This is a genomic window from Nocardia sp. alder85J (assembly GCF_020176955.2).
Lineage (GTDB): Bacteria > Actinomycetota > Actinomycetes > Mycobacteriales > Mycobacteriaceae > Nocardia.
Genome location: NZ_JAIUCZ020000009.1, coordinates 375977 through 395533, shown reverse-complemented (window position 1 = coordinate 395533; position 19557 = coordinate 375977). Strand labels below are relative to the sequence as shown.

Sequence of the window (19557 nt, the reverse complement as noted above, 5' to 3'; positions counted from 1 at the left end):
GGGTGCCCCCCTCCACCCCCACCCGCCGGCCCGGCCGGCACCGCGCCGTCCGCCGTCCCGGCCTGCGCCGCGTACTGCCGGTGCGGGGCATGCTGCGGCTACGCCCGGCGGCCGACATCTGGTACAAACCCGCGATCAGCGGGGTCGTCGCGATCGGGGTGCCGGATGTGGTGCTGCTGGTCACCGGCCACCTGACGCTGGCGCTCTACACCACCGCGGGCGGCCTGTGCGCCCTGTACGCGCACGGCATGCCCTATGCGGCCCGCGCGCGGGCCCTGGCCTGGGTGGTGGTGAGTATGTGGGCGGGCACCGCGATCTCGCTGACCACCGCGGCGTACACCGATGCCGCGGCGATCCGGGTCGCGGTCGTCGCCGTCCTCGCCGCGGCCTACAAGGTCGGGTGCGACGCCGCGCGCCTCGGCCCGCCCGGCAACATCATCTTCACCTTCATCACCGCGACCGCGACGTTCACACCCCAGCAGCCGGGGCAGTTGCCCGGCCATCTGGCACTGGTCCTGCTGACCGGGGTGTTCGCGTGGCTGATCTGCCTGGCGCCCGCGCTGGTCCGGCCCGGCGGCCCCGAACGGCTCGCCGTCGCGCGCGCCCTGCTCGCGGTGGCCCGGCAGGCGGACCTGCCCGCCGACGATCCGGCGGCCGTCCGGGCCCGGCACCTCACCGCGGTCGCCGTGCAGGCGGCCTGGCAGGCCCTGCGCCAGACCCACGCCGATCCCGCGCCGACCGCCCGGCTGCTGAGCCGCGCCGAGTCGATCGCCGCCGACCCCGCCGCGGGTGACCCGGCACAGCTCACCGCGTGGGCGCGGCAGCTGCGGCGTGGCCGCGAGGTCCCCACGGTGTCACCGGCACCGGCCGAGGCCGCGGAACTGCGCGGTATGAGCACCGAGCGGGCGCCGGGCCGCGGCGGCGTCGCGGCAATGGTCCGGGCCTTCGGCCCCGGCTCGGCCTACTTCCCGATCGGGCTGCGGGTGGCCGTCGGGTGCGCCGCCGCGGGCTGGGTGTCCATGGCGCTGGGCGTGCACCGGCCGTACTGGGCCGTGGTCACCGCCGCCACCGTGTTCGTCGCCAACACCGCGCTGAGCTGGCATCGTGCCGTGCAGCGCGCGGTCGGGAACCTGGCCGGGGTGCTGGCGTACACGGCGCTGGCGCCGATCACCCATCATCCGGTCGCGATGATCGTCGCGGTGCTGGCCTGTCAGGTCGGCGCCGAGGCGACCATGTCGCGCAACTACTGGCTGGGTTCCACCTTCGTGACCCCGATGGCCCTGCTGATGACGGAGTTCGCGAACCATCAGACCACCACCGAACTGGTGCTGAACCGCTGGCTGGACACCTGCGTCGGCGCCGTGCTGGGGCTGCTGGCCTGCTTCGCGATCCCCAACCGCCGGGTCACCGAACACGCGGACGCCGCGCTGGGCCGGGTGGAGGCGGCCATCGCCGCCGCGGACAACCGCAACCGGCTCGCCGCCGCCCTGGTCGACCTGCGCGAATCCGCCGATACCGCCGCCGGGGAATGGTGGAGCACCGCGCTGCCGGACGAGCGTATCGTCAGCGCCGAACGCCGGGGCCACCGGCTGCTGGCCGAACTCACCACCGGAGCATCCCGATGAGCGAATCGCGCGACGTGGTCGCCGGAGCCCTACAGCAATGGGAGATCACCTATCCCGGAATGGATTTCGAGCCGGTCGCGGTGATCGGCCGGATCAGCCGCTGCGCCACCCTGCTGCACGAGGTCACCGAGATGCCGCTGGGCCGTGCGGGTCTGAGCCGGACCGAGTTCGAGATCCTGTGCGCGCTGCGCCGCGCCGATGCCCTGGAGCCGGCGGGGGTCCCCGCGGGCGAGGCGGGCCGTACGCCCAGTCAGCTCGCCCGCGAGACCTATGCCTCCCCGGCCGCCGTCACCAAGCGGGTGCGGGCGCTGGAACAGCGCGGCCTCGTCACCCGTCGCTCCGACGCCCGCGATCGCCGCGTTGCGCATCTCACACTCACCGACTCCGGTCGCGACCTCGCCGACCACCTCATCCCGCAGCAGCTCTCGTATGAGAAAGGGCTGATCACCGGCCTTCCGGAGGCCGAACGGGCCGATTTGGCACGCATTCTCAGCGAATTTCTGCTGGTGCTGGAGGGCCGCCTGGGCGGGCGCTGAGCCCGGTCGACCTGGACGTCCGATTCGGAGGGAGCCTCCGTTTCTGCTACCGTCAAGCGGACGGATATTTTCGTGGGAGGGAACCGTTCGATGGCGCTCGTCAAAACCCGCCCGCACTACAACGTCGTTTTCGCGGTCCTGCTGGTCGGTGTCACCGCGTATGCCTTGTTGCAGTCGATGGTGGTGCCGGTCTTCTCGCTGCTCATCCCCGCTCTGCACACCACGCAGGCCACCGCGACCTGGCTGATGACGGCGTATCTGCTGTCCGCCTCGGTCGCCACCCCGATCCTCGGCCGGATCGGCGACAAGGTCGGCAAGGAGCGGATGCTCGTCTTCACGCTGGTCGCGCTCACCCTCGGATCGCTGGTCGCCGCGCTGACCGAATCGGTGAGCGTGATGATCGTGGCGCGGGTGATCCAGGGCCTCGGCGGCGGCGTGATCCCGCTGGCGTTCGGCATCATCCGCGACGAGTTCCCCGCCGCGAAACTGCACGGTGCGGTCGGCATCGCCTCCTCGCTGCTCGCGGTCGGTTCCGGGATCGGCCTGGTGCTGGCCGGGCCGATCATCGATCACCTGAACTACCACTGGCTGTTCTGGATCCCGATGATCATGACCGCGCTGGCGACCGTCGCCGCGGTGCTGTTCGTCCCCGAATCACCGGTACGCAGTCCGGGCCGGATCAACTGGTTCGCGGCGCTACTACTGTCGGCGTGGCTGGTCGGCCTGCTGCTGGCGGTCAGCGAGGGGCCGAAGTGGGGCTGGACCTCACCGACGACCCTCGGCCTGTTCGCGCTGGCGGTGATCACCGTGATCGGCTGGATCGTCGTCGAACTGCGCTCGACCACCCCGCTGATCGATATGCGCACGATGCGGATCCCGGCGGTGTGGACGACCAATGTGGTCGCCGTGCTCACCGGCGTCGGCATGTACGCGATGATGACCTTCCTGCCGCAGCTGTTGCAGACCCAGAAGTCCGTCGCCGGCTACGGCCTCAGCGCCAGCATCACCAAATCCGGGGTGTACATGCTGCCGCTGTCGGTGGCCATGTTCCTCATCGGCCTGACCCTCGGCCCGCTGGCCGCCCGCGTCGGCCCGAAGCTGATCGTGCTGGTGGGCAGTCTCCTCACCGTCCCGGCCTTCGCGCTGCTGGCCGTCGGCCACTCGCAGGGCTGGCAGATCTACCTGGCCGCCGCGCTGCTCGGGGTGGGTATCGGCCTGTCGTTCTCGTCGATGCCGGCCATCATCGTGGCCGCCGTGCCGCCCGCCCAGACCGGCGCCGCCACCGGGATGAACGCCAACGTCCGCACGGTCGGCGGCGCGATCGGCAGCGCGATCTCGTCGGTCATCCTGACCTCCGGCACCCACACCGCGCACGGCCTGCCCGCCGAATCCGGCTACGCCAACGTCTTCTGGTTCCTGGGCGGCGTCGCCGCGCTGGCCACGATCGCCGCGTTCGCCATTCCGTCGGTCCCCGCCCTGGAACCGCAGTCCGAGATCGTCGACACCGTCGCGCCGGAACCCCTCCAGGCCGGTCTGCACGCCCCCGCCGCGCTGCACGGCCCCGCCCTGCACGGTCACATCCGCCACGACGGCGGCGCCCCCGTCACCGGCGTCGTGCTGACCCTGATAGATCCGCGCGGACACCAGATCGCGCGCTCCACGACCGGCCACGACGGCCGCTACCGCATCGAGGCCCCCGCCCCCGGCGACTACGTCCTGATCGCCGCCGCCCACGGCCACCAGCCGGTCGCGACGGCGATCGCCCTCGGCGGCCGTCCGCACCCGATCGACCTGACCCTCCCCGACGCGGGCGAACTGACCGGCACCGTCCACCGCGTCGACACCGGCGACCCGGTCCCGGCCGCGACCGTCACCCTGACGAATCCACACGGCGACGTCGTCGGCACCGCCACCACCGCCCCCGACGGCAGCTTCACCTGCCGCAGCGTCCCCTCCGGCGCCCACACCATCGTGGTCACCGCCGAACGCCTTCGCCCCGCCGCGACCACCGTGACCGTCCCGGAAAGCGGCCTGCTGCACCACGACATCGACCTGGAACCCCTGGCGGTCCTGGGCGGCGTGGTCCGCGCCGAAGGCCGCACGGTCCCCGACGCCCAGGTCACCATCCTCGACACCACCGGCAACCGCGTGGCCACTGCCCGCACCGACGACGACGGCCGCTACCAGGTCCCCCACCTCCCCGCCGGCGACTACGTCGTCGTCACCCGCGGCTACCCCACCGTGACCACCAGCGTCCACGTGAACGGCAACGAGAACATCCACGATGTCCAACTCGGCTACGAGGAACCCGCCCGGGTGCACTGAGGGCAGACCGATGAATCCGCTGTCCGGGACCGGTCCTACCACCGACCGAGGTTGAGACCGTGACCGGTAAGGATTCCGATGAGCACGAACGCGCTGCCACCCGTCGTCGATGCCGCCGCCTGGCGTAAGGAACTGGAGGCGTTGCGGGTCCGGGAGAAGGCGGCGACCCGCGAACTCGATGCGATCGCCGGCGCACGCCGGCGGCTGCCGATGGTCGAACTGCCCGAGTACCTGTTGGAGGGTGAGGACGGTCCGGTGCGGTTGGCGGACATCTTCGAGGGCGCATCGCAGCTGATCGTCTACAACCACATGTGGTTTCCGGGCGAGGAGTGGCAGTGCCCCGGGTGCACCGGATTCACCTCGCAGTTCACCCGGCTGGAATTCCTCGGCAACTACGACGCCCGCTTCGTCATCGTCACCCAGGGGCCGATCGACGAGGCGCTGGCCTATCGGCGGCGGGTCGGCAACCGGATGCCGTGGTACTCGACGGCGAACAGTTCGTTCGGCGCCGATGTCGACGCGCCGCCCGGTGGCGGCTTCGGCGTGAACGTGTTCCTGCGCGACGGCGACACCGTCTACCGCACCTGGCACACCAACGGCCGTGGCACCGAACAGCTCTCACACACCTTCGCCCTGATCGACCTGCTCCCGTACGGCCGCCAGGAGGAGTGGCAGGACTCGCCCGAGGGCTGGCCGCAGTCACCCACCTACAGCCGCTGGGGCAGTGCGAAGGACATCGCCGCCGCCTACGGCGAGTCCGAGGCCTGACCCGGCCCGGCCGTCGCCCGGTGGACGACGGCCGGTTCCGCGAGAATCCCGGTGAGCACCCCGGCCAGGTACCGGCCGTGCGCCGAATCGAGGTGCGCGTCCCACGCCGCCGTACCCGTCCACTGCCCGATCGCGACCAGATGCGCCGGATCGTTCGGATCGACGAACGGCTGATACGCCAGGCAGCCCGGCTCCGACAGCGCCGGCTCGATCATCGCCTCGAGCGCGGTGCGCAGCCGATCCTCCCGGCCGGGCGCGGCACGGAATTCGGCGACGACGAACACCGTCATCGGCCCGGGACGTCCTCGGGCTCAGACCGATTCGGGTGCGGCCGGTCCCACGCCCGCACCGGTCGCGGTGATCGCCGCCGCGATCGTGGCGAGATCGTCACTGTCCAGGCGCAATGCACCGGCCCCCGCCCAGCCGTCGATCTGGGCCGGAGTGCGGGCCCCGACGATCGCACCGGTGACCCCGGGCCAGGCGGTCACCCAGGCCAGCGCCACCTCGGCCACACCGACCTCGTACCGCCGCGCGATCGGCCGCAACGCCTCCACCAGCGCCAGATTCGCGGCCAGCCCGGTGGTGAAATCCGGGCTCCCGGAACGCCAGTCGTCGGCCCCGAGCACCCGATCGGCACGGTGGGCCCCGGTCAGCAGCCCCGACTGCAACGGTGAGTACACGATCACCCCGGTCGAATGCGCCGCCGCCCAGGCGATTTCCGCCGCCGCCGAACGATTGATCGCGGAGAACGGCGGCTGGATCGCATCCACGTGCGCCACCACCTCGGCCCGGTCCAGTTGCCCCACATCGTGATTGGACAGCCCGATGGCCCGTACCTTGCCCTCCTTGCGCAGATCGGCCATCACCTGCCAGTACTCCTCCAGCGGCGTGGCCGCTGCCGTCACCGGACCATCGGACCCATAGTCGAAAGCGGCCCCGGTATCGGGCCAGTGCACCTGATACAGATCGACCTGCTCGATCCGCAACCGCCGCAACGACTGCTCCAGTTCCCGCCGGACGGCGTCGGGCCGCATGATCCGCCGTGGCGCCCCGGCCGGATCGTCGCCGTCCTCCCAGATCAACCCGGTCTTGGTGAACACATAGGGCCGCTCCCCCTCCGGCAGCTCCGAAAGCGCCCGTCCCACCAGCGATTCGGCGTGCCCCAATCCGTAGGCCGGCGCGGTGTCGATCCAGTTCAGCCCGCGATCCACCGCATGCCGGATCGCCGCGACCGAATCATCGTCGTCGGTGGCCCCCCACGAATACTGCCAGCCGGCCCCGGCCAGCACCCAGGTGCCGAAACCCAGTGCGGCGAGGTCCATTCCGGTGACCCCGAGGGAACGAGTAGTGCTCACAACCATCTCCTGCTCGAATCGGCTACTGCCCCACCCACAGTCGCCGAGCGCCGGCGCCTCGGCCAGTGCCTCCCGAGCCTGGGCACACCGTGCCCACCCTGCACCCACCCGATTCCGCGATACTGGAAGCCATGACCCTGGACCGGCGAGCCGAACTGAGCGAATTCCTCCGTTCCCGCCGCGCCCGCCTGCGCCCCGACGAGGTGGGGCTGATCGAACACGGCACCCGCCGCCGCGTCCCGGGCCTGCGCCGCGAGGAGCTGGCACTGCTGGCCGGGGTGACATCTCGGTTACGCATTCCTTAATTGCCTGCTTGGTCCGGTATGCAGCGGTGGGGGGTGCGCGGGCGTGAGTTTACGCAGGTAGGTGCGGCGACTCTGGTTGGGTTGGGTGTGTTCGTGGGCGGCGGGGAGTAGGGCTCGGGTGGCGGCTTGCAGATTGGGGGCTGGGCTCGGCCTGATGCTAGGCCGCGTTGTGGCTGGCGGCGTGTGGTTGGCGTCGGTGAAGCAGCAGCACCAGCCTGGGAGTCCGTCCGTGTCGGCGTGGCAGAGGATGCAGGTGCCGAGGTCTTGATGTCGCCTCTGGGGCGGGGCGGGGCGGGGTCGGTGTGTCCCCGTTTCCGCGATACAGGCCGGACCTGTGTGACGGCGTGGCAGGTCAAGGGTTGCGCTTGCGTAATCGCGTAGCGACGCTACGAAGTAGCGCCCTTGAGGTGTCGCGTCGGCGCATGAGTAGAATTTCGGCCTCTGCGGGAACGGGCCCCGGCCCAAAAGGCTTGGTAGGCGGGATTTTCGGTGGGTGGTTGCAAGACAGCGGATTGCTCGCGTGATGTTTGCCGTTGGACGTGATGCCGCTGGTGGGTGATTGTGCGGGAGCTACGGGGGTTGGGCACGTGGTGTGTCGCGGTAGCTCTGGTTCGTTATCCACCGTTGGCGTAGAGCACATGGCGAGAACCCCCGGACGCCTCGAGGGGATTGTTCGGCATCCGGAGGTTCTGCGGTTGCCCGCACCGTCGCTGGTGGCCCTGACCCTGTCTGTCAGTCTGGGATGAGACAGGGGGACGCTGTACTCCTTTGAGGTAGACCAGGGCGAGACAGGAACGATCGAGCAGTGACGATGACCTTGGCCGACCAGGCCGCCGCGACGGCGGCGGGGCAGAATGGGCCGGTGGGCAAGAAGACGGGGCGGCCGGCGCGGCGCACGTTCACCGCCGCGTACAAGGCGCGGATCCTCGCCGAATACGACGCCCTGCCAGAAGGCGGCCCGGAACGCGGCGCCTTGTTGCGGTCGGAGCGTCTCTACCATTCCCATATCGAGCATTGGCGTAAACAACAGTCGAAGGGAACTCTGTCCGCGACGACCGGGAAACCGGCGAAGGATCCGGTGACCGAGGAGTTGGAACGGCTGCGGGCGGAGAACCGGAAATTGAAATCCGATTCCACGCAGCTGGCGGCGAAGAACGAGAAACTCGAGTCACAACTGGGTAAGACCAAGGCTGCCCTGGATCTGGCGGGAAAAGCCTTCGCGCTCTTGGAACAGATCTCCGAGAGCGCGGATTCCGACGGCAAGTAGACGCCATCCTCACCCAGCAGACGCCGGGATTGGAACAGCTACTGGGTGTTTCGGCGACCTGTTCGCTGTTGGGAAGGTCTCGTGCCACCGAGTATCGGCGCCGTAATCCGATACCGCACCCGCGCCGGCAACGGCGGCCGGGTCGGCATCCGGCGCAGCTCAGCGACGCCGAGCGCGACCGGATTCTGGCGGTGCTGGACTCGCCGCGGTTCGCGGACAAAGCACCCGCGCAGGTGTGGGCGGTGCTCCTCGACGAGGGCGTCTACCTGGCCAGTGTGGCCACCATGTACCGACTACTGCGTGAGCGCGGCCAGACCGGCGAACGCCGCGCCCAAGCCATCCACCCGCCGCGCAAGAAACCCGAACTGATGGCCGACGCACCGAACCAGGTGTGGTCGTGGGACATCACGAAATTGAAAGGCCCCGCCCGCGGAATCTATTATCAACTGTATGTCATCCTCGACATCTTCTCCCGCAAGGTGATCCATTGGGAGATCTGGCCCACCGAAACCGGTGAACTCGCCAAAGAATTCATCCTCCACGCCATCGAAGCAAATAACGGCGTCATACCCGGCGCTGTCCACGCCGACCGCGGCACGTCGATGACATCGAACACCGTCGCCGGCTTGTATGCACGGCTCGGGGTCGACCAGTCCCATTCCCGGCCACACGTGTCGAACGATAACCCCTTCTCTGAAGCGAACTTCAAAACCTTGAAGTACTGCCCAGCATTTCCCGGCGCGTTCGGTTCGCTGGAAGACGCACGCCAATTCTGCGCGGCGTTCTTCCGGTACTACAATTACGAGCACCGCCATTCCGGGATCGCATGGCACACAGCAGCATCGGTACACGACGGCACCGCCGCCGGGATCCAGCAACGCCGAGCCCAGACCCTGGACCAGGCATTCACGGCTCACCCCGAACGCTTCCACGGCCGCCGACCGCTACCACCCAGGCTGCCGATCCGGGTCTGGATCAACGAACCGCCAGCCACCCTCCGAACCGACCACCCGCCACAAACCCCCTACGCAGCCTGATGTCTCATCCGGATTGACAGCTTCCGTGATCACCGGTCGTGTATCGCTCGCACGCTGCCGCACGACAGTGACCATCCCGGAAGTGCTCCGGTGCGGGACGTTCTACAGGTGGCCGGTGATCGCACCTGTGTCGACGGTGGGGAGTCGGTGGCCGCATGCGTTGGTGGCGCAGGTGCGGATGCCGCTGCGTTCGAGGATGGCGAGGATGCTGGTGTTCTGCTGCTGGGCGAGTTCGGCGGCGGTGGCCTGCAAGGCTATGGCGGCCATGTGGACCACGGCGGCGGGTTCCTCGCGCAGTAGTGCCCAGCCGTCCTCGTGGGGGTGTTCGGCCAGTTGCAGTATCAGGGCGGCGGCTCGGCGGTGCAGGTAGGGCATGTGGTTGTCGTGTAGGGCAGCGACAGTGGATGCGGTGGTCATCGGCGTCTACCGGTCGACCGCCGGCGGGGCTGGTTCGGCTAGGCAGGTGTAGCTGTGGTGTCTGATCTGGCCGTGTCCGCATCCGTCGCACCAGTGGATTTCCAGTGACAGCCAGTTGGTGAACCATTCGGGGATGGCGGCGCGTGCGTCGTTTGGGAGTTCGTACCAGGTCATTGCCCACGGGCGGCGGCAGTTCTGGCATTCGTAGCCGTTGCCGGTCGCGACGGTGCCCAGGACGCTGCGGTGCTGGCCGTCGGCGCTGACGACCTCGAATGCCCGAAGCCCGATGCCTGCATGAGTCGTGCTCGGTGTGAGGGGCCGGAGGGTTGCGGCGGTGGGGCGGGCGACGAGTTCGCCGTGTCCGGTCTCGCAGAGGTGGATTTCCACGGTGGTCCACCAGGGGAGTGCCGGTTCGGTGAGGGTGTGGACGGTGACGGTGTGGAAGTCCTCGTCGCGGCCGTGAGGAGTGTGGCAGGCGGGGTGGTCACAGGGCCGATAGGTGTCGGCGGGGACGGCGTGCAGTGGGGTCGGGGAGGTTTCCCCGTGAATGGTGGTACCGATGAACATCCGGGCTGTGTCGGGGACAGCGGAAACATGGGTGGGGCCGGTCATACGCGGGCGAGTCCTTCCAGCGTGGCGAGCGGTTCGGCGGTGCCGAGGGTGAGTGTCGGCGCGGTGGGTTGGTGGATCACCTCGGCGGTACCCGGCTGGGTGAAGGGCGGCACCTGTTGGGCCGGGTACCGCCGAGGCTTCGATCCCCGTGGCGCGCAGGAAACGGACTGTGCGACAGGGGGTTTCCGGAGGGAGAAGGGTTTCCGGTGCGGACCGGGTCTGCGTCCGGTTCGCGTGGCCGGGTCTGGAAACGCTGGCTCTCCTCCGGGTTCCCGGCCCGTGCTGGTGTGCTGTGAGGGGGCGGACCGGGAAGTGTGGGAGGTCAGTCGAGATGTCGAGTGTCGTTGTGGCGCACCAGTTTCCATCGGTTGTATCCGCCGTGGGGGCTGGTGTGGCGCAGTGGCCCGTATTGCCAGACGGTGACGCCGGTGTAGTCGGCGGCGAAGGAGACATCCGCGCGTGCCCAGGGCATCAGGGCGAGGAAGTTCATCGAGGCGGCGATGATGGTTTCGTGGTGGGCGACCACGGCGACGGTGCGGCCGGGGTAGCGGCCCATGAGGTCGGCCAGGTCTTGACCGGTGCGCCGCTGGTAGGTCGTCCAGGATTCGGCACCCGGCGCTAACGGCCGGTCCGGGTGCAGGGCGGGAGCGTCGCCGAATCCGGCGATGATCTCCGGCCACGGGCGGCCGTCGCCTTTGCCGTAGTCCGGTGCCGACAGTGCGGGCAGCAACGGGCGGTCGAGTGCGGCGGCGAGGATTTCCCCGGTCTGTCGTGCGCGGGCGGCGGTGCTGCTGTAGACGGCGTCGATCTCGTAGTCCTGTTGGCTGGCAAGATGTTTGGCGAGTTTCTCGGCCTGGTTGCGGCCGGTGTCGGTCAGTCCTCGGCAGGTGCGGCTACCGGCGGCGATGTTGTCGATGTTGGCGTGTGCTTCGCCGTGGCGGATCAATATCAGCCGCGTCGGCGCGTGGTAATCGATCACGATCGTCTCCTGGAAAGATGAAAAGGGGCAGCCCCCGCCCCGAGCACTGTCAGATCCGGGGGCTACCCGATCCCCGGTCAGCGGCCCTGAATCCTTACGCTGACCGGGGAGCTTATGGGCGAGCGTCGGCGCGACATTGCGGACAGCGCTCGGGTGACTCCTGCGGGTGTGAATGCCCGAGCGCTCGGAGATTCAGCCAGCAATACCGCCACAACTCGCACGTATCGAAGGTGCAACCGGCGTGCAGAGGATCGCTCATCACGGCGTGCTGCTCAGCGACAGTCAACGTTCCGGCACTAGGTGCGCTGTGAATATCGGATTGGCTCGCGTTCATCGGCTTGCGCTGTGGTCGCGGTAGCTGTTGCGGTACAGCTCTTTTCGCGAGTCTTCGAGGACTTGCCATGCGGCGCGTTTGCGTGGGCATCGGCGAACATCACAGTCTCGATGTCGTTGCACGGTCAGCGTGGACTCGTGCACGCTGAGCGGTTGGTCGGGTGCGTCATGAGGCCAACCGAGCGGCCACATGTCCGTTGCGATCTTTTGCTTGCTTTCACGCTGCAACCGCTGGCGGATTTCGGCGACACTCCGGCCGTTGCCGGTTCTCGGCCGTGATGAGAACAGTCTCATTGCAATGCCTTCCCTGCGGTGCGGTTCGGAGGGGCTGGCCACCGGACGGTACGAACCGGCCCGGTTCCCGGCCTCGTTAGAATCCTCACCGTTTGGGGTCCGGGAAGGCTACGTCGGCAACTGCGCGGCAGTGCTGCGCAGTATCTGCCGTTGCGGTCGCTCGCAGCTTCGTTGTGCCTGTACTGTTGACCTATAACGTCTATGGTCGGACGGGTGGCCGTGGCTGATGATGCTGTTTTTGTGTGGGAGACAGCCAAGTTTCGGGGGCTGTTGGCGGCGCGGAGACCGGGGCGAGCGTTCGCCCTGATCCGGAGTGCTTCCGGGCTCTCGCAAGCCGATTTCGGTGTTCTGTTGCACTGGGATCGTTCCCACGCTGGACGTGTCGAACGCGAGGAGGTTTCGACACTATTCGATGTCCGCGAGTTAACCAGAGTCGCTGATATCTTGGGTGTTCCTCGTCGCGCGCTACTGCCCCTGTTGCTCGAGACACCAGAGATCGGCAGTATCGAAGGTAGTGAGGGCAAAGGAGTCGACGACGTGGATCGCAGGCAATTCGGACTAGCCGTGTTCGGTACCGCGATAGCTGCCGCTACAACCTCGCCGGTCACGGCTTCGGCCGCAATGAGCATGACGGTGGGTGACGACCACGTCACCTACTTGAATCAGGTCACTGACGGTCTGTTCGAACATGACGGTCAGTTCGGTTCCGGCGGCCTGGCCGGGCCAGCGCTGCGACAGTGCGCTGTTGCTCGCGAGCTGCTCGAGCGGGCTACCTACGACCATGGCACGGGGATCGAACTGGCACGAGCCACCGGCAACCTTGTCGACTGCGCCGGCTGGCTGGCATTCGATTCGGGTGACCAGCGGGCGGCACGTGAGTGCTTCACGGAGGCGCTGATACTGGCCGAGCGCAGTGGCGATTCCTACCTGTGGTCGAATGTGATGGATGATCTCCGCCATCAGGCGTGGCGTGTCGGGAACATGCGAGAAGGGTTGCAGCTCAGCCTACGTATCTCGGACGCTATTCGAACGATCCCGTCGACGCGTCTGCACGCGTTGCACGCGGCTCGCCAAGCCGTGGCCTACGCCGCTGTCGGGGATCGGCGCGAAACGATGTCCTCGATCAACCGCGCTCTACGGGAAGTCGATCGCGGCTTGGACGACGCAGACGATCCGATCTGGCTGCACTTCGTGACTCCTGCCGAGATTCAGTCGATCACTGCGCAAGCCTGGACCTACCTCGGTCAGCACGACAAGGCTGTAGCGATCTACCAAACGAGTGTCGGTGCTCACAACAAGCCGCGTGACGAAGCCTCTTACCGGGCCTATTACGCGGCGGCGCTGGCACGGCTGGGCGAGCACGGAGCTGCGGTCGCCGAGGGACTGTCTGCTCTCGCCCTGCTCGGCGGACCGGTGAAGTCGCATCGTCTCGTGAGCGAGCTGCAACCGGTGAGGACAGTCGTGGATACGGTGCGCAGTGGCGATGCTGAACTGTTCGGCCGACAGTTCGATGGATTGCTGACCGGGGTGGGACCTGTAGCCTCCTCGTAATTGCCTCGGGTTGCCTGTCGTCTTCATGACGATAGGTTTCGCTGACAAGTCCGCTAGGTACATTGCAGGTCGTTGGCGAATTCAGCATTCGCAACAGCCGGTCGTCTGATTGTTCGCTGACGAGGGTTGAGGTTGCCCCGCTGATTCGGAGAGCGGGGCAACCTCAGGTTCCGCCTTTAAAGGCCGTAATCGTTGCTGTGGTCGGGGTGCGGCGGGATGTCCGTGGGCGTGGTGGGGTGGAATGACTGGGGGTGGGTGGCGAGGGTGTCGCGGATGTGTTGTTCGTGGTCGCGTTCGGGGGGTGTGAGGGTGGCGCGGCGTTGTTGTTCGTTGTGTGCCTGCTGGATTCGGGTGTGGATCGCTGGTGTGTTGCGGTCGTTGTCCGATGGTTGATGGTCGTGTGTTTCGGTGTGTTGCTGGTTGGGTGTTGTCTGGTCGGCTGCTTCGTCAAGTATGTCGTTCCATTCGAATCGTGGTGTGTGGGTGTCTTTTTCGGCTTTGCGGGCGGCGGTGTCGGCGGCGGCGGCCTGGGTGGTGAGGGTGTTGTGCTGTTGGGTGAGTTCGGTGATGCGGTGGTCGTGTTCGCGGCGGTGGCGTCGTTTGGCCCGGTCTCGTTGTGCGCGTGCGGTTTCGAGGGCTGTAGCGCTGTCGCGGACTTGTTGGGCGAGGGTGGCGGCGCGGGCGCGTTGCGCGGCGCGGATCGTGGTGGCGAGGGTTTCGAGGCGTTCGTGGTGTCTGCGTGCCGGGGCGGGGTCGTTGTGGTGGTTGTGGCGGATGACGGCGTTGATGGCCTGGTCGATGGTGGCGGTGGCGTGGAGTCGGCGGATGTGTTCGGTGAGTTCGGTGTCGCTCATGCGGCGTAGCGGGTCGGTGGTCAGGATTGTTCGTGTCGGGTCTGGGTCGGCGGCGGTGGCCGCGTGTTCGATGGGGTCGGGGTGGGGTTGGTCGGAGAAGCGGGCCAGTCGCCAGCGCAGTGCGGCGGCGGGTTGTTCGTCGGGTAGCGGCCCGGTCTGGATGGCCTGGCGTACCCACGTGTGGATGTCGTCGGTTCCGGTTGTGGCGGCGGCGGTGAGGTGGTCGGCGAGTACGGGCCAGTAGGGGTCTGCGAGGAGACGGTGGTCGTGGTGGTGGGCGAGGGCGGTCCAGTCCTGGCCGCTGGCGCGGTGGACGCTGACGTGGCGGGCGGCGTCCTGGGTGAGGGTGTGCTGATGGCGGCGTTCGGCGGTCGGGTAGACGGTGGGGCCGGTGGGTCGGTGGTCGGCGTCGGGGACGTGGTGGCCTGCCCGCCACAGCGCCAGTTCCACGAGCAGGTCGCGGCTGGTGTCGGTGAGGTAGGGCCGTGCCCAGGCGGGTGCGGTGGCGGGGGTCCAGGCGCGGGCGGTGGTGGTGATCGCGGTGGCGGTGGTGGTGATATCGCGTGCTTGGGCGGCCAGGTGCGGCCCGTATTGGGGGTGGGTGTGCAGGGGTGGGGGGATGGCGGGGAGCCAGGGCAGGGGGCCGGTGCGGTGGGAGTGTCGGCCGCTGGGGTCCAGTCGCCAGTCCAGGACGGCGGCGGTGTCGCGGGCGCTGTCGAGTTCACCGGAGGAGACGGCGTCGGCCAGCGCGGTGACGGGGTCCCGTCTGTCGAGCGCGAGCAGGCACAGGTGTTGGCGCAGGATCGGGTAGGCGGGCTGGTCGGTGAGTCCGGGCACGAGGGTGTCGGCGGCGTGGTCGATGACGGTGAGGGTGCCGGGTTCGGTGAGGTGTTCTGCCGCGAGGCCGAGCGCGTCGAGATAGGCGTCGGTGGTGTGGCCGAGTCGGCGGTGTGGGTCGCGGGCGTGGCGGGTGATCGTGGTTGCCGACAGGTTGTCTTCGTCGCGGTACAGGATCGTGGTCAGGGCTTCGACGGCTGTGCTGGGGTGGGTGAGGGTGGTGGTGTGGGGGGCTTGTTCGGTGTCGGTGGGGGCGGTGGTGATCCAGGCGTGGTTGTGGTGTCGGCCTCGGGTGAGCATGACGTAGGCGCGGGCGCGGGTTTCGGTGCCGGTGAGTACGCCGTGGCAGGTGTCGGCGGTGATGCCTTGGGCGGTGTCGATGGTGGATGCGTATCCGAGGGTGGTGTGGGCGCGTACGTACGCGGCGGGCAGGGTGGTGACGCGGCCGTTGGTGAGGTGACGCACGGTGAGGCGGCCGTCGGGGTGGACGTGCTGGACGTGCCAGCGGTAGCCGTTGCGGACGTAGTCGGTGTGGCTGATCCGCAGACCGGGATGGTTGCGGCGGGTGCAGACCAGGTCCCCGGTGGAGGCGGCCAGCCCGTCGGAGAGGGTGGTTTCGGGTCCGTGCTGGTCGGGTGGGAGGCCGGTGAGGCGGTCGGCGCGGGCGCGGGCGTTGAGTTCCGCGACCAGTGCCCGGGTGGGGGCGAGCAGTACCGCGTCGTGTCCGGCGGTGATGTCCGCGCGCCACGCGGTGTAGGCGTTGCCGGTGACGGTTTCCAGGGTGCCGATGTGAACGCGGTCGTTGTCGGTGTAGAAGGCGAGCGCGGCCGGATCGCCGTCGCGCAGGGCCAGGCTGGCGGCTCGTTCGGCGGGGTCGCTGAACCGCATGACCTCCGCGAGGGTGACCGAGGCCCGATGGTCGGCGAGATCCCGGACCACACCGCCGGCGGCGACCGAGGCCAGCTGCCGGTCGTCGCCGATCAACCGGACCGACGCGCCCCGGGCGAGTGCGAACCCGACCACGGTGTCGAGGGTGTGGGTGGCGGCTTTGGCGGCTTCGTCGATGACGACGACGGTGGACGCGTCGATCCGGTGTATCCAGTCCGGCACGACGGTGGCGGGGTCGGTGGCGGTGCGGGCGAGGGTGTGGGTGAGTTTGTCGATGGTGAAAACCTGTGTGCCCAAGTCGAGTTGCAGGGTGGCGGCGGCAGCCGCGGTGGGCGCCAGCCCGACCACGGTGCCGCCCTCGGCGCGCCACGCGTCGGCGAACACGCGCATGGCGGTGGTTTTGCCGGTGCCTGCGGGGGCGACCGCGACTTGGAGTCGGCGGCCCGAGGTCGCGAACCCACGCACCAAGGCGTCTTGTCCGGTGGTGAGTGCGCGGCCGGGGTGGCGGCGGGCGTGGTCGGTGATCGCGGCCTGGACCCCGGTCGCCGTGAGGGTCCGTCCGCCGGTGGTGTCGGCGGCGGCGAGCAACCGGGCCTCGGCGGCCAGGATCGCCGGGGAGGTGTAGACGACCGAATCGGCGACGGTGTGGACGCTGCTGCCGTCGCTGCGCGCGGTCACACCCGTGACGGCCTGCGCGGTATCGGTATCGGGGGCCGGGGTCAGCGAGCCGACCGGAACCGACAGTGCCAGCGCGGCGGCGGTGACCCGTGCGGCCACCTCCTCACCGGTGTCGGCGGCCACGGCGACCGCGCGCAGGGCGCGGTGGGTTTCGGCGGTGAGGTGGTGTGTGGCCCAGGTCGACCGTGACGCTTCCACCGTCGTGAGCACCCGGCGTGCGGTGCGATCGATCCACGCGGCGTCGGCGACCACGGGTGTCGGCGGGGTGGCGGGGCCGGTGAGGGTGGCGGCGAGCATGGCATCGATGGCGGCCTCGGAGCCGAGGACCGTGCGTGCTTCGGTGCGCCAGTCGGCGCGTTGCTCGGCGGGGCTGCGGGGGGCGTGTTTGCGGGGGCGGGTTTCCAGGTTGGCTTGCTCGGCGAGCGTGTTCACCTCGACCGGGAGGGGTTCGCGGCCGTGCTCGGCCTGGAACACCGTGGCCAGTTCGCCGGTCCGGGCGCGGATGCGGATGCCGCGTTTGGACCACGCGTGGTTCAACGCCGGGTCGATGCCTGCGATTTCGTGGATCGGCCGCTTGTCCGCGCTGGTGCCGGGGCGTTCGGTGAAGCGGACCCCCAGCCGGGTCATGTAGTCGATGAGGCTGGTGTTGTAGACCTCCGAGGCGGTGACCTTGTGCCGGTACAGCATCCGCGCGTCCAGTGCCGCCCACTGTCCGTCGCGGGTGCGGACCTTGTTGGCCACGGTGACGTGGGTGTGCAGATCGGGGTCGCCCGCGCGGGAATCGCGGTGGGTGAACCATGTCGAGATCAGTCCCTCGGTGTCGACCTGGCGTATCCCGTTGCGGCCCAACCGGGTGTAGGCGGCGTGCCGGTCGAGCCAGGCCATCGCGTCGGCGACGGCGGCGTGGTGGGCGGCCTCGATCCGGGCGGCCAGCTCACGCGGCGCGAGCGCCCACAACGTGGACACCGATTTCACCGGGGAGAACGTCAGATCGAATCCGCACACGGTCATGCGGGGCGGGCGGGAGTTGCGCGCGATCCATCCCGAGCGTTCCCGCTCATCGCGTGGGGCGCGCCCGTACTCGGTGGTGAACATCGCCTCGGCCACTCGCGTGCGGATCGCCTGGCGCACCTGCTCGGGGACTGGGGCGTGGCGGGGCTGGCCGTGGCCGGTGTTCCAGTCCGCGAACGCCTCGCCTACCCGATGCCGATACCCGCCCTCGGGCACCGGGTACACCTGGAACGGGTTCCCCAGCCGCGCCGTGTGTTCGGCCGCGCGCTCGGCCTGCTCGCGGCTGGCTCCCAGGGCGAGGTGTTCGGCGACGACACCGGCGGTGATCTTGTCGGCGTCGGGGTGCAGACCCATGCCGAACAAGGCGGCCATCTGTGCCTCGGTCACCGTGTCCCCGGCGTGGATATCGCCGAACGCGACGAGACCGGTTCCCATCCACATGCCGGGAGACTCACCGCGCGCGGTGTAGTAGTCGGCGAGCGAATCCGGGGCGCGGTCGACCGCATCGTGCGCGGCGACCGACCGCGTGTAGTAGAGGTAGCCGTCGCCCGCCGAAAGCTTGTGCAGCGACATCATTTCCCCCTCGACCGTACGCCGGTAATTCGTTCTTCGTCGTCCTGGATGCACCAGGTGTGAGAACGAAAATGTACTGATTGGTATGTGTATGGGTGTGGTGGTCGGTGTGGGTGGGTGTGTGGATTGTGCGGGCTTGTTTAGTGTGTGGTGTGTGTGCATTGAATTGTGTGAGGTGTGGGGAATGGTAGTGGACTGTGGTTACCTGCATCGGGTTCCGACGCTGAGGCATCGTCACAGGCCGGGGCGGTTCGGAAGCCCTACCGGCGGTGCGGGTTGCGTGCGCGATGGTCGCGGTACCTTGTTCGCCGTTGCGTTTTCTCCGGCTGTGGGAATCGGTTGATCCGCACCGGTGGTGATACCACTGATGGTGGGGCCACCGACCGTGGGTGCGAAATGTGTGGACAGGCCGCGAGAATTCGGCGTGTGCTGGTATTCGTGAACGATTCCATCCATTCGACCGGCGGCTACAGTCCCTATCTGGATTCCTTCGACGCGCATCGTGTCGTCGTCGCGGCATTGGTTGCGCGGCACGGCCCGGACGCGGTAACCGACACACCGGTCACGCTGTGGGCCGATCCGCACCTGTGGGAGATCGCCGCGCCCCGGCGGGCGGCCGATCCGGTGGCGGGCCTGCAAGCGAGCCGGGACCTGTTCGCAGCGGCGCGGCGACTGCTGACCGAGTACGCGCGGGCGGCACGGGCGGCGGGCCGCTGCTGGGACGACCTCGGGGCGGCGTTGAACCTGACCGGCGGGGACCACGGCCTTGGTTGGGCCGCGTTCGATTACATCGCCGCGCCTGCCGAGCCGTTCGCCTCCCGCTCGGTGTCGTGGCGTTGCGACATGTGCGGGCGTCGGGTGACCGATCGCGAACCGTGGACTGCCGATCCCGACGACAACGAACACGGCCACAGCCCCGACTGCGGCCGCCACAACACCGAGGTCGCCACCTACCTCGAACAGGAACGGGCCTACGGCGGCGACACCGATCCCGACGACTGGGACAGCCCGGGAACAGACGATGACTGACCACCGCCCCCCGGCCGACAGCGACAACGGACCAGCGACCGGCCCGCACGATGAGCGCGTGGACTCCAGTGCCGGACCTCCGCCGACCGAACGGCGTGAGGCGGGGATACGGGTAGGGCCGACCAGCGAAGAAACACGCCGCCTGGTGGCCGAAAGCCGTCTGCGCCAGGGGCTTCCGGCCCGGATCGACAATCCGGCGGTGATCGAATCACTCGCGGTGTTCCTGCGCAACGCCCTCGACACCCTCGAGCCGGGCGGCCCGCACCCACACCGGTAACCGATG

15 protein-coding genes and 1 pseudogene are annotated in these 19557 nt (G+C 68.7%); 10 read left to right on the top strand and 6 right to left on the bottom strand.

Going from position 1 to position 19557, the window contains the following annotated elements; genetic code table 11:
- Nucleotides 1-2 precede the first annotated feature (2 nt).
- From LBW94_RS32130 to LBW94_RS32115, 4 genes are all read left to right on the top strand, one after another.
- The gene (locus LBW94_RS32130) at nucleotides 3-1625 is read left to right on the top strand and encodes an FUSC family protein (protein ID WP_225062049.1); all 1623 of its coding nucleotides are present in this window, start codon (nucleotides 3-5) and stop codon (nucleotides 1623-1625) included.
- Nucleotides 1622-2161, top strand: a complete 540-nt coding sequence (locus LBW94_RS32125; RefSeq protein ID WP_225062050.1) for a MarR family winged helix-turn-helix transcriptional regulator — start codon at nucleotides 1622-1624, stop codon at nucleotides 2159-2161. Before LBW94_RS32130 ends, LBW94_RS32125 begins: the two co-directional genes overlap by 4 nt.
- A gap of 90 nt (nucleotides 2162-2251) precedes the next feature.
- Complete coding sequence (locus LBW94_RS32120; protein WP_225062051.1) at nucleotides 2252-4486, top strand: MFS transporter; 2235 nt, start codon at nucleotides 2252-2254, stop codon at nucleotides 4484-4486.
- Nucleotides 4487-4564: 78 nt separating this feature from the next.
- Nucleotides 4565-5254: a DUF899 domain-containing protein gene (locus LBW94_RS32115; RefSeq protein ID WP_225062052.1), complete on the top strand. Its 690-nt coding sequence runs from the start codon at nucleotides 4565-4567 to the stop codon at nucleotides 5252-5254.
- Here LBW94_RS32115 and LBW94_RS32110 read toward each other — a convergent pair.
- Nucleotides 5233-5544, bottom strand: coding sequence for a putative quinol monooxygenase (locus LBW94_RS32110; protein ID WP_225062053.1), 312 nt, complete (start codon nucleotides 5542-5544; stop codon nucleotides 5233-5235). The genes LBW94_RS32115 and LBW94_RS32110 overlap by 22 nt on opposite strands.
- Nucleotides 5545-5565: 21 nt before the next feature.
- A complete protein-coding gene (locus LBW94_RS32105; RefSeq protein ID WP_225062054.1) occupies nucleotides 5566-6609 on the bottom strand; it encodes an aldo/keto reductase in 1044 nt (347 codons plus the stop codon).
- 131 nt (nucleotides 6610-6740) lie between these two features.
- On the opposite strand from LBW94_RS32105, the pseudogene LBW94_RS32100 reads away from it, so the two are divergent.
- The 3 genes and pseudogenes from LBW94_RS32100 to LBW94_RS32090 form a co-directional block, all read left to right on the top strand.
- A pseudogene (locus tag LBW94_RS32100) lies at nucleotides 6741-6893 on the top strand (transcriptional regulator); the annotation flags it as partial.
- A gap of 826 nt (nucleotides 6894-7719) precedes the next feature.
- On the top strand, nucleotides 7720-8181 hold the full coding sequence (locus LBW94_RS32095; RefSeq protein WP_225062796.1) for a hypothetical protein: 462 nt from the start codon (nucleotides 7720-7722) through the stop codon (nucleotides 8179-8181).
- Nucleotides 8182-8210: 29 nt separating this feature from the next.
- A complete protein-coding gene (locus tag LBW94_RS32090; protein WP_225062797.1) occupies nucleotides 8211-9218 on the top strand; it encodes an IS3 family transposase in 1008 nt (335 codons plus the stop codon).
- 102 nt (nucleotides 9219-9320) lie between these two features.
- Here the strand turns inward: LBW94_RS32090 and LBW94_RS32085 are convergent, their stop codons facing one another.
- The 3 genes from LBW94_RS32085 to LBW94_RS32075 form a co-directional block, all read right to left on the bottom strand.
- Nucleotides 9321-9635 carry a hypothetical protein gene (locus tag LBW94_RS32085; RefSeq protein ID WP_225059362.1) on the bottom strand — a complete coding sequence of 105 codons (315 nt, stop codon included), beginning with the start codon at nucleotides 9633-9635 and terminating at the stop codon, nucleotides 9321-9323.
- A 6-nt stretch (nucleotides 9636-9641) separates the two neighbouring features.
- The gene (locus tag LBW94_RS32080) at nucleotides 9642-10247 is read right to left on the bottom strand and encodes a hypothetical protein (RefSeq protein WP_225059361.1); all 606 of its coding nucleotides are present in this window, start codon (nucleotides 10245-10247) and stop codon (nucleotides 9642-9644) included.
- Between the two features lie 322 nt (nucleotides 10248-10569).
- The gene (locus LBW94_RS32075; RefSeq protein ID WP_225059360.1) at nucleotides 10570-11226 is read right to left on the bottom strand and encodes a histidine phosphatase family protein; all 657 of its coding nucleotides are present in this window, start codon (nucleotides 11224-11226) and stop codon (nucleotides 10570-10572) included.
- Between the two features lie 840 nt (nucleotides 11227-12066).
- On the opposite strand from LBW94_RS32075, the gene LBW94_RS32070 reads away from it, so the two are divergent.
- Nucleotides 12067-13404, top strand: coding sequence for a helix-turn-helix domain-containing protein (locus LBW94_RS32070; protein ID WP_225059359.1), 1338 nt, complete (start codon nucleotides 12067-12069; stop codon nucleotides 13402-13404).
- A 176-nt stretch (nucleotides 13405-13580) separates the two neighbouring features.
- On the opposite strand, the gene mobF is transcribed toward LBW94_RS32070, so the two are convergent.
- Nucleotides 13581-18248 carry a MobF family relaxase gene (mobF, locus tag LBW94_RS32065; protein ID WP_225059358.1) on the bottom strand — a complete coding sequence of 1556 codons (4668 nt, stop codon included), beginning with the start codon at nucleotides 18246-18248 and terminating at the stop codon, nucleotides 13581-13583.
- Between the two features lie 423 nt (nucleotides 18249-18671).
- Between mobF and LBW94_RS32060 the strand changes: the two genes are divergently transcribed.
- Nucleotides 18672-19274: a hypothetical protein gene (locus tag LBW94_RS32060; RefSeq protein WP_266272653.1), complete on the top strand. Its 603-nt coding sequence runs from the start codon at nucleotides 18672-18674 to the stop codon at nucleotides 19272-19274.
- A 145-nt stretch (nucleotides 19275-19419) separates the two neighbouring features.
- The gene (locus tag LBW94_RS32055; RefSeq protein ID WP_255634578.1) at nucleotides 19420-19551 is read left to right on the top strand and encodes a hypothetical protein; all 132 of its coding nucleotides are present in this window, start codon (nucleotides 19420-19422) and stop codon (nucleotides 19549-19551) included.
- Nucleotides 19552-19557 lie beyond the last annotated feature (6 nt).

Excerpts from the sequence above, each read along its gene's own strand:
- mobF (WP_225059358.1), bottom strand. The coding sequence starts at position 18,248 with ATGATGTCGCTGCACAAGCTTTCGGCGGGCGACGGCTACCTCTACTAC.
- LBW94_RS32125 (WP_225062050.1), top strand. The coding sequence starts at position 1,622 with ATGAGCGAATCGCGCGACGTGGTCGCCGGAGCCCTACAGCAATGGGAG.
- LBW94_RS32120 (WP_225062051.1), top strand. The coding sequence starts at position 2,252 with ATGGCGCTCGTCAAAACCCGCCCGCACTACAACGTCGTTTTCGCGGTC.
- LBW94_RS32085 (WP_225059362.1), bottom strand. The coding sequence starts at position 9,635 with ATGACCACCGCATCCACTGTCGCTGCCCTACACGACAACCACATGCCC.
- LBW94_RS32110 (WP_225062053.1), bottom strand. The coding sequence starts at position 5,544 with ATGACGGTGTTCGTCGTCGCCGAATTCCGTGCCGCGCCCGGCCGGGAG.
- LBW94_RS32080 (WP_225059361.1), bottom strand. The coding sequence starts at position 10,247 with ATGACCGGCCCCACCCATGTTTCCGCTGTCCCCGACACAGCCCGGATG.
- LBW94_RS32115 (WP_225062052.1), top strand. The coding sequence starts at position 4,565 with ATGAGCACGAACGCGCTGCCACCCGTCGTCGATGCCGCCGCCTGGCGT.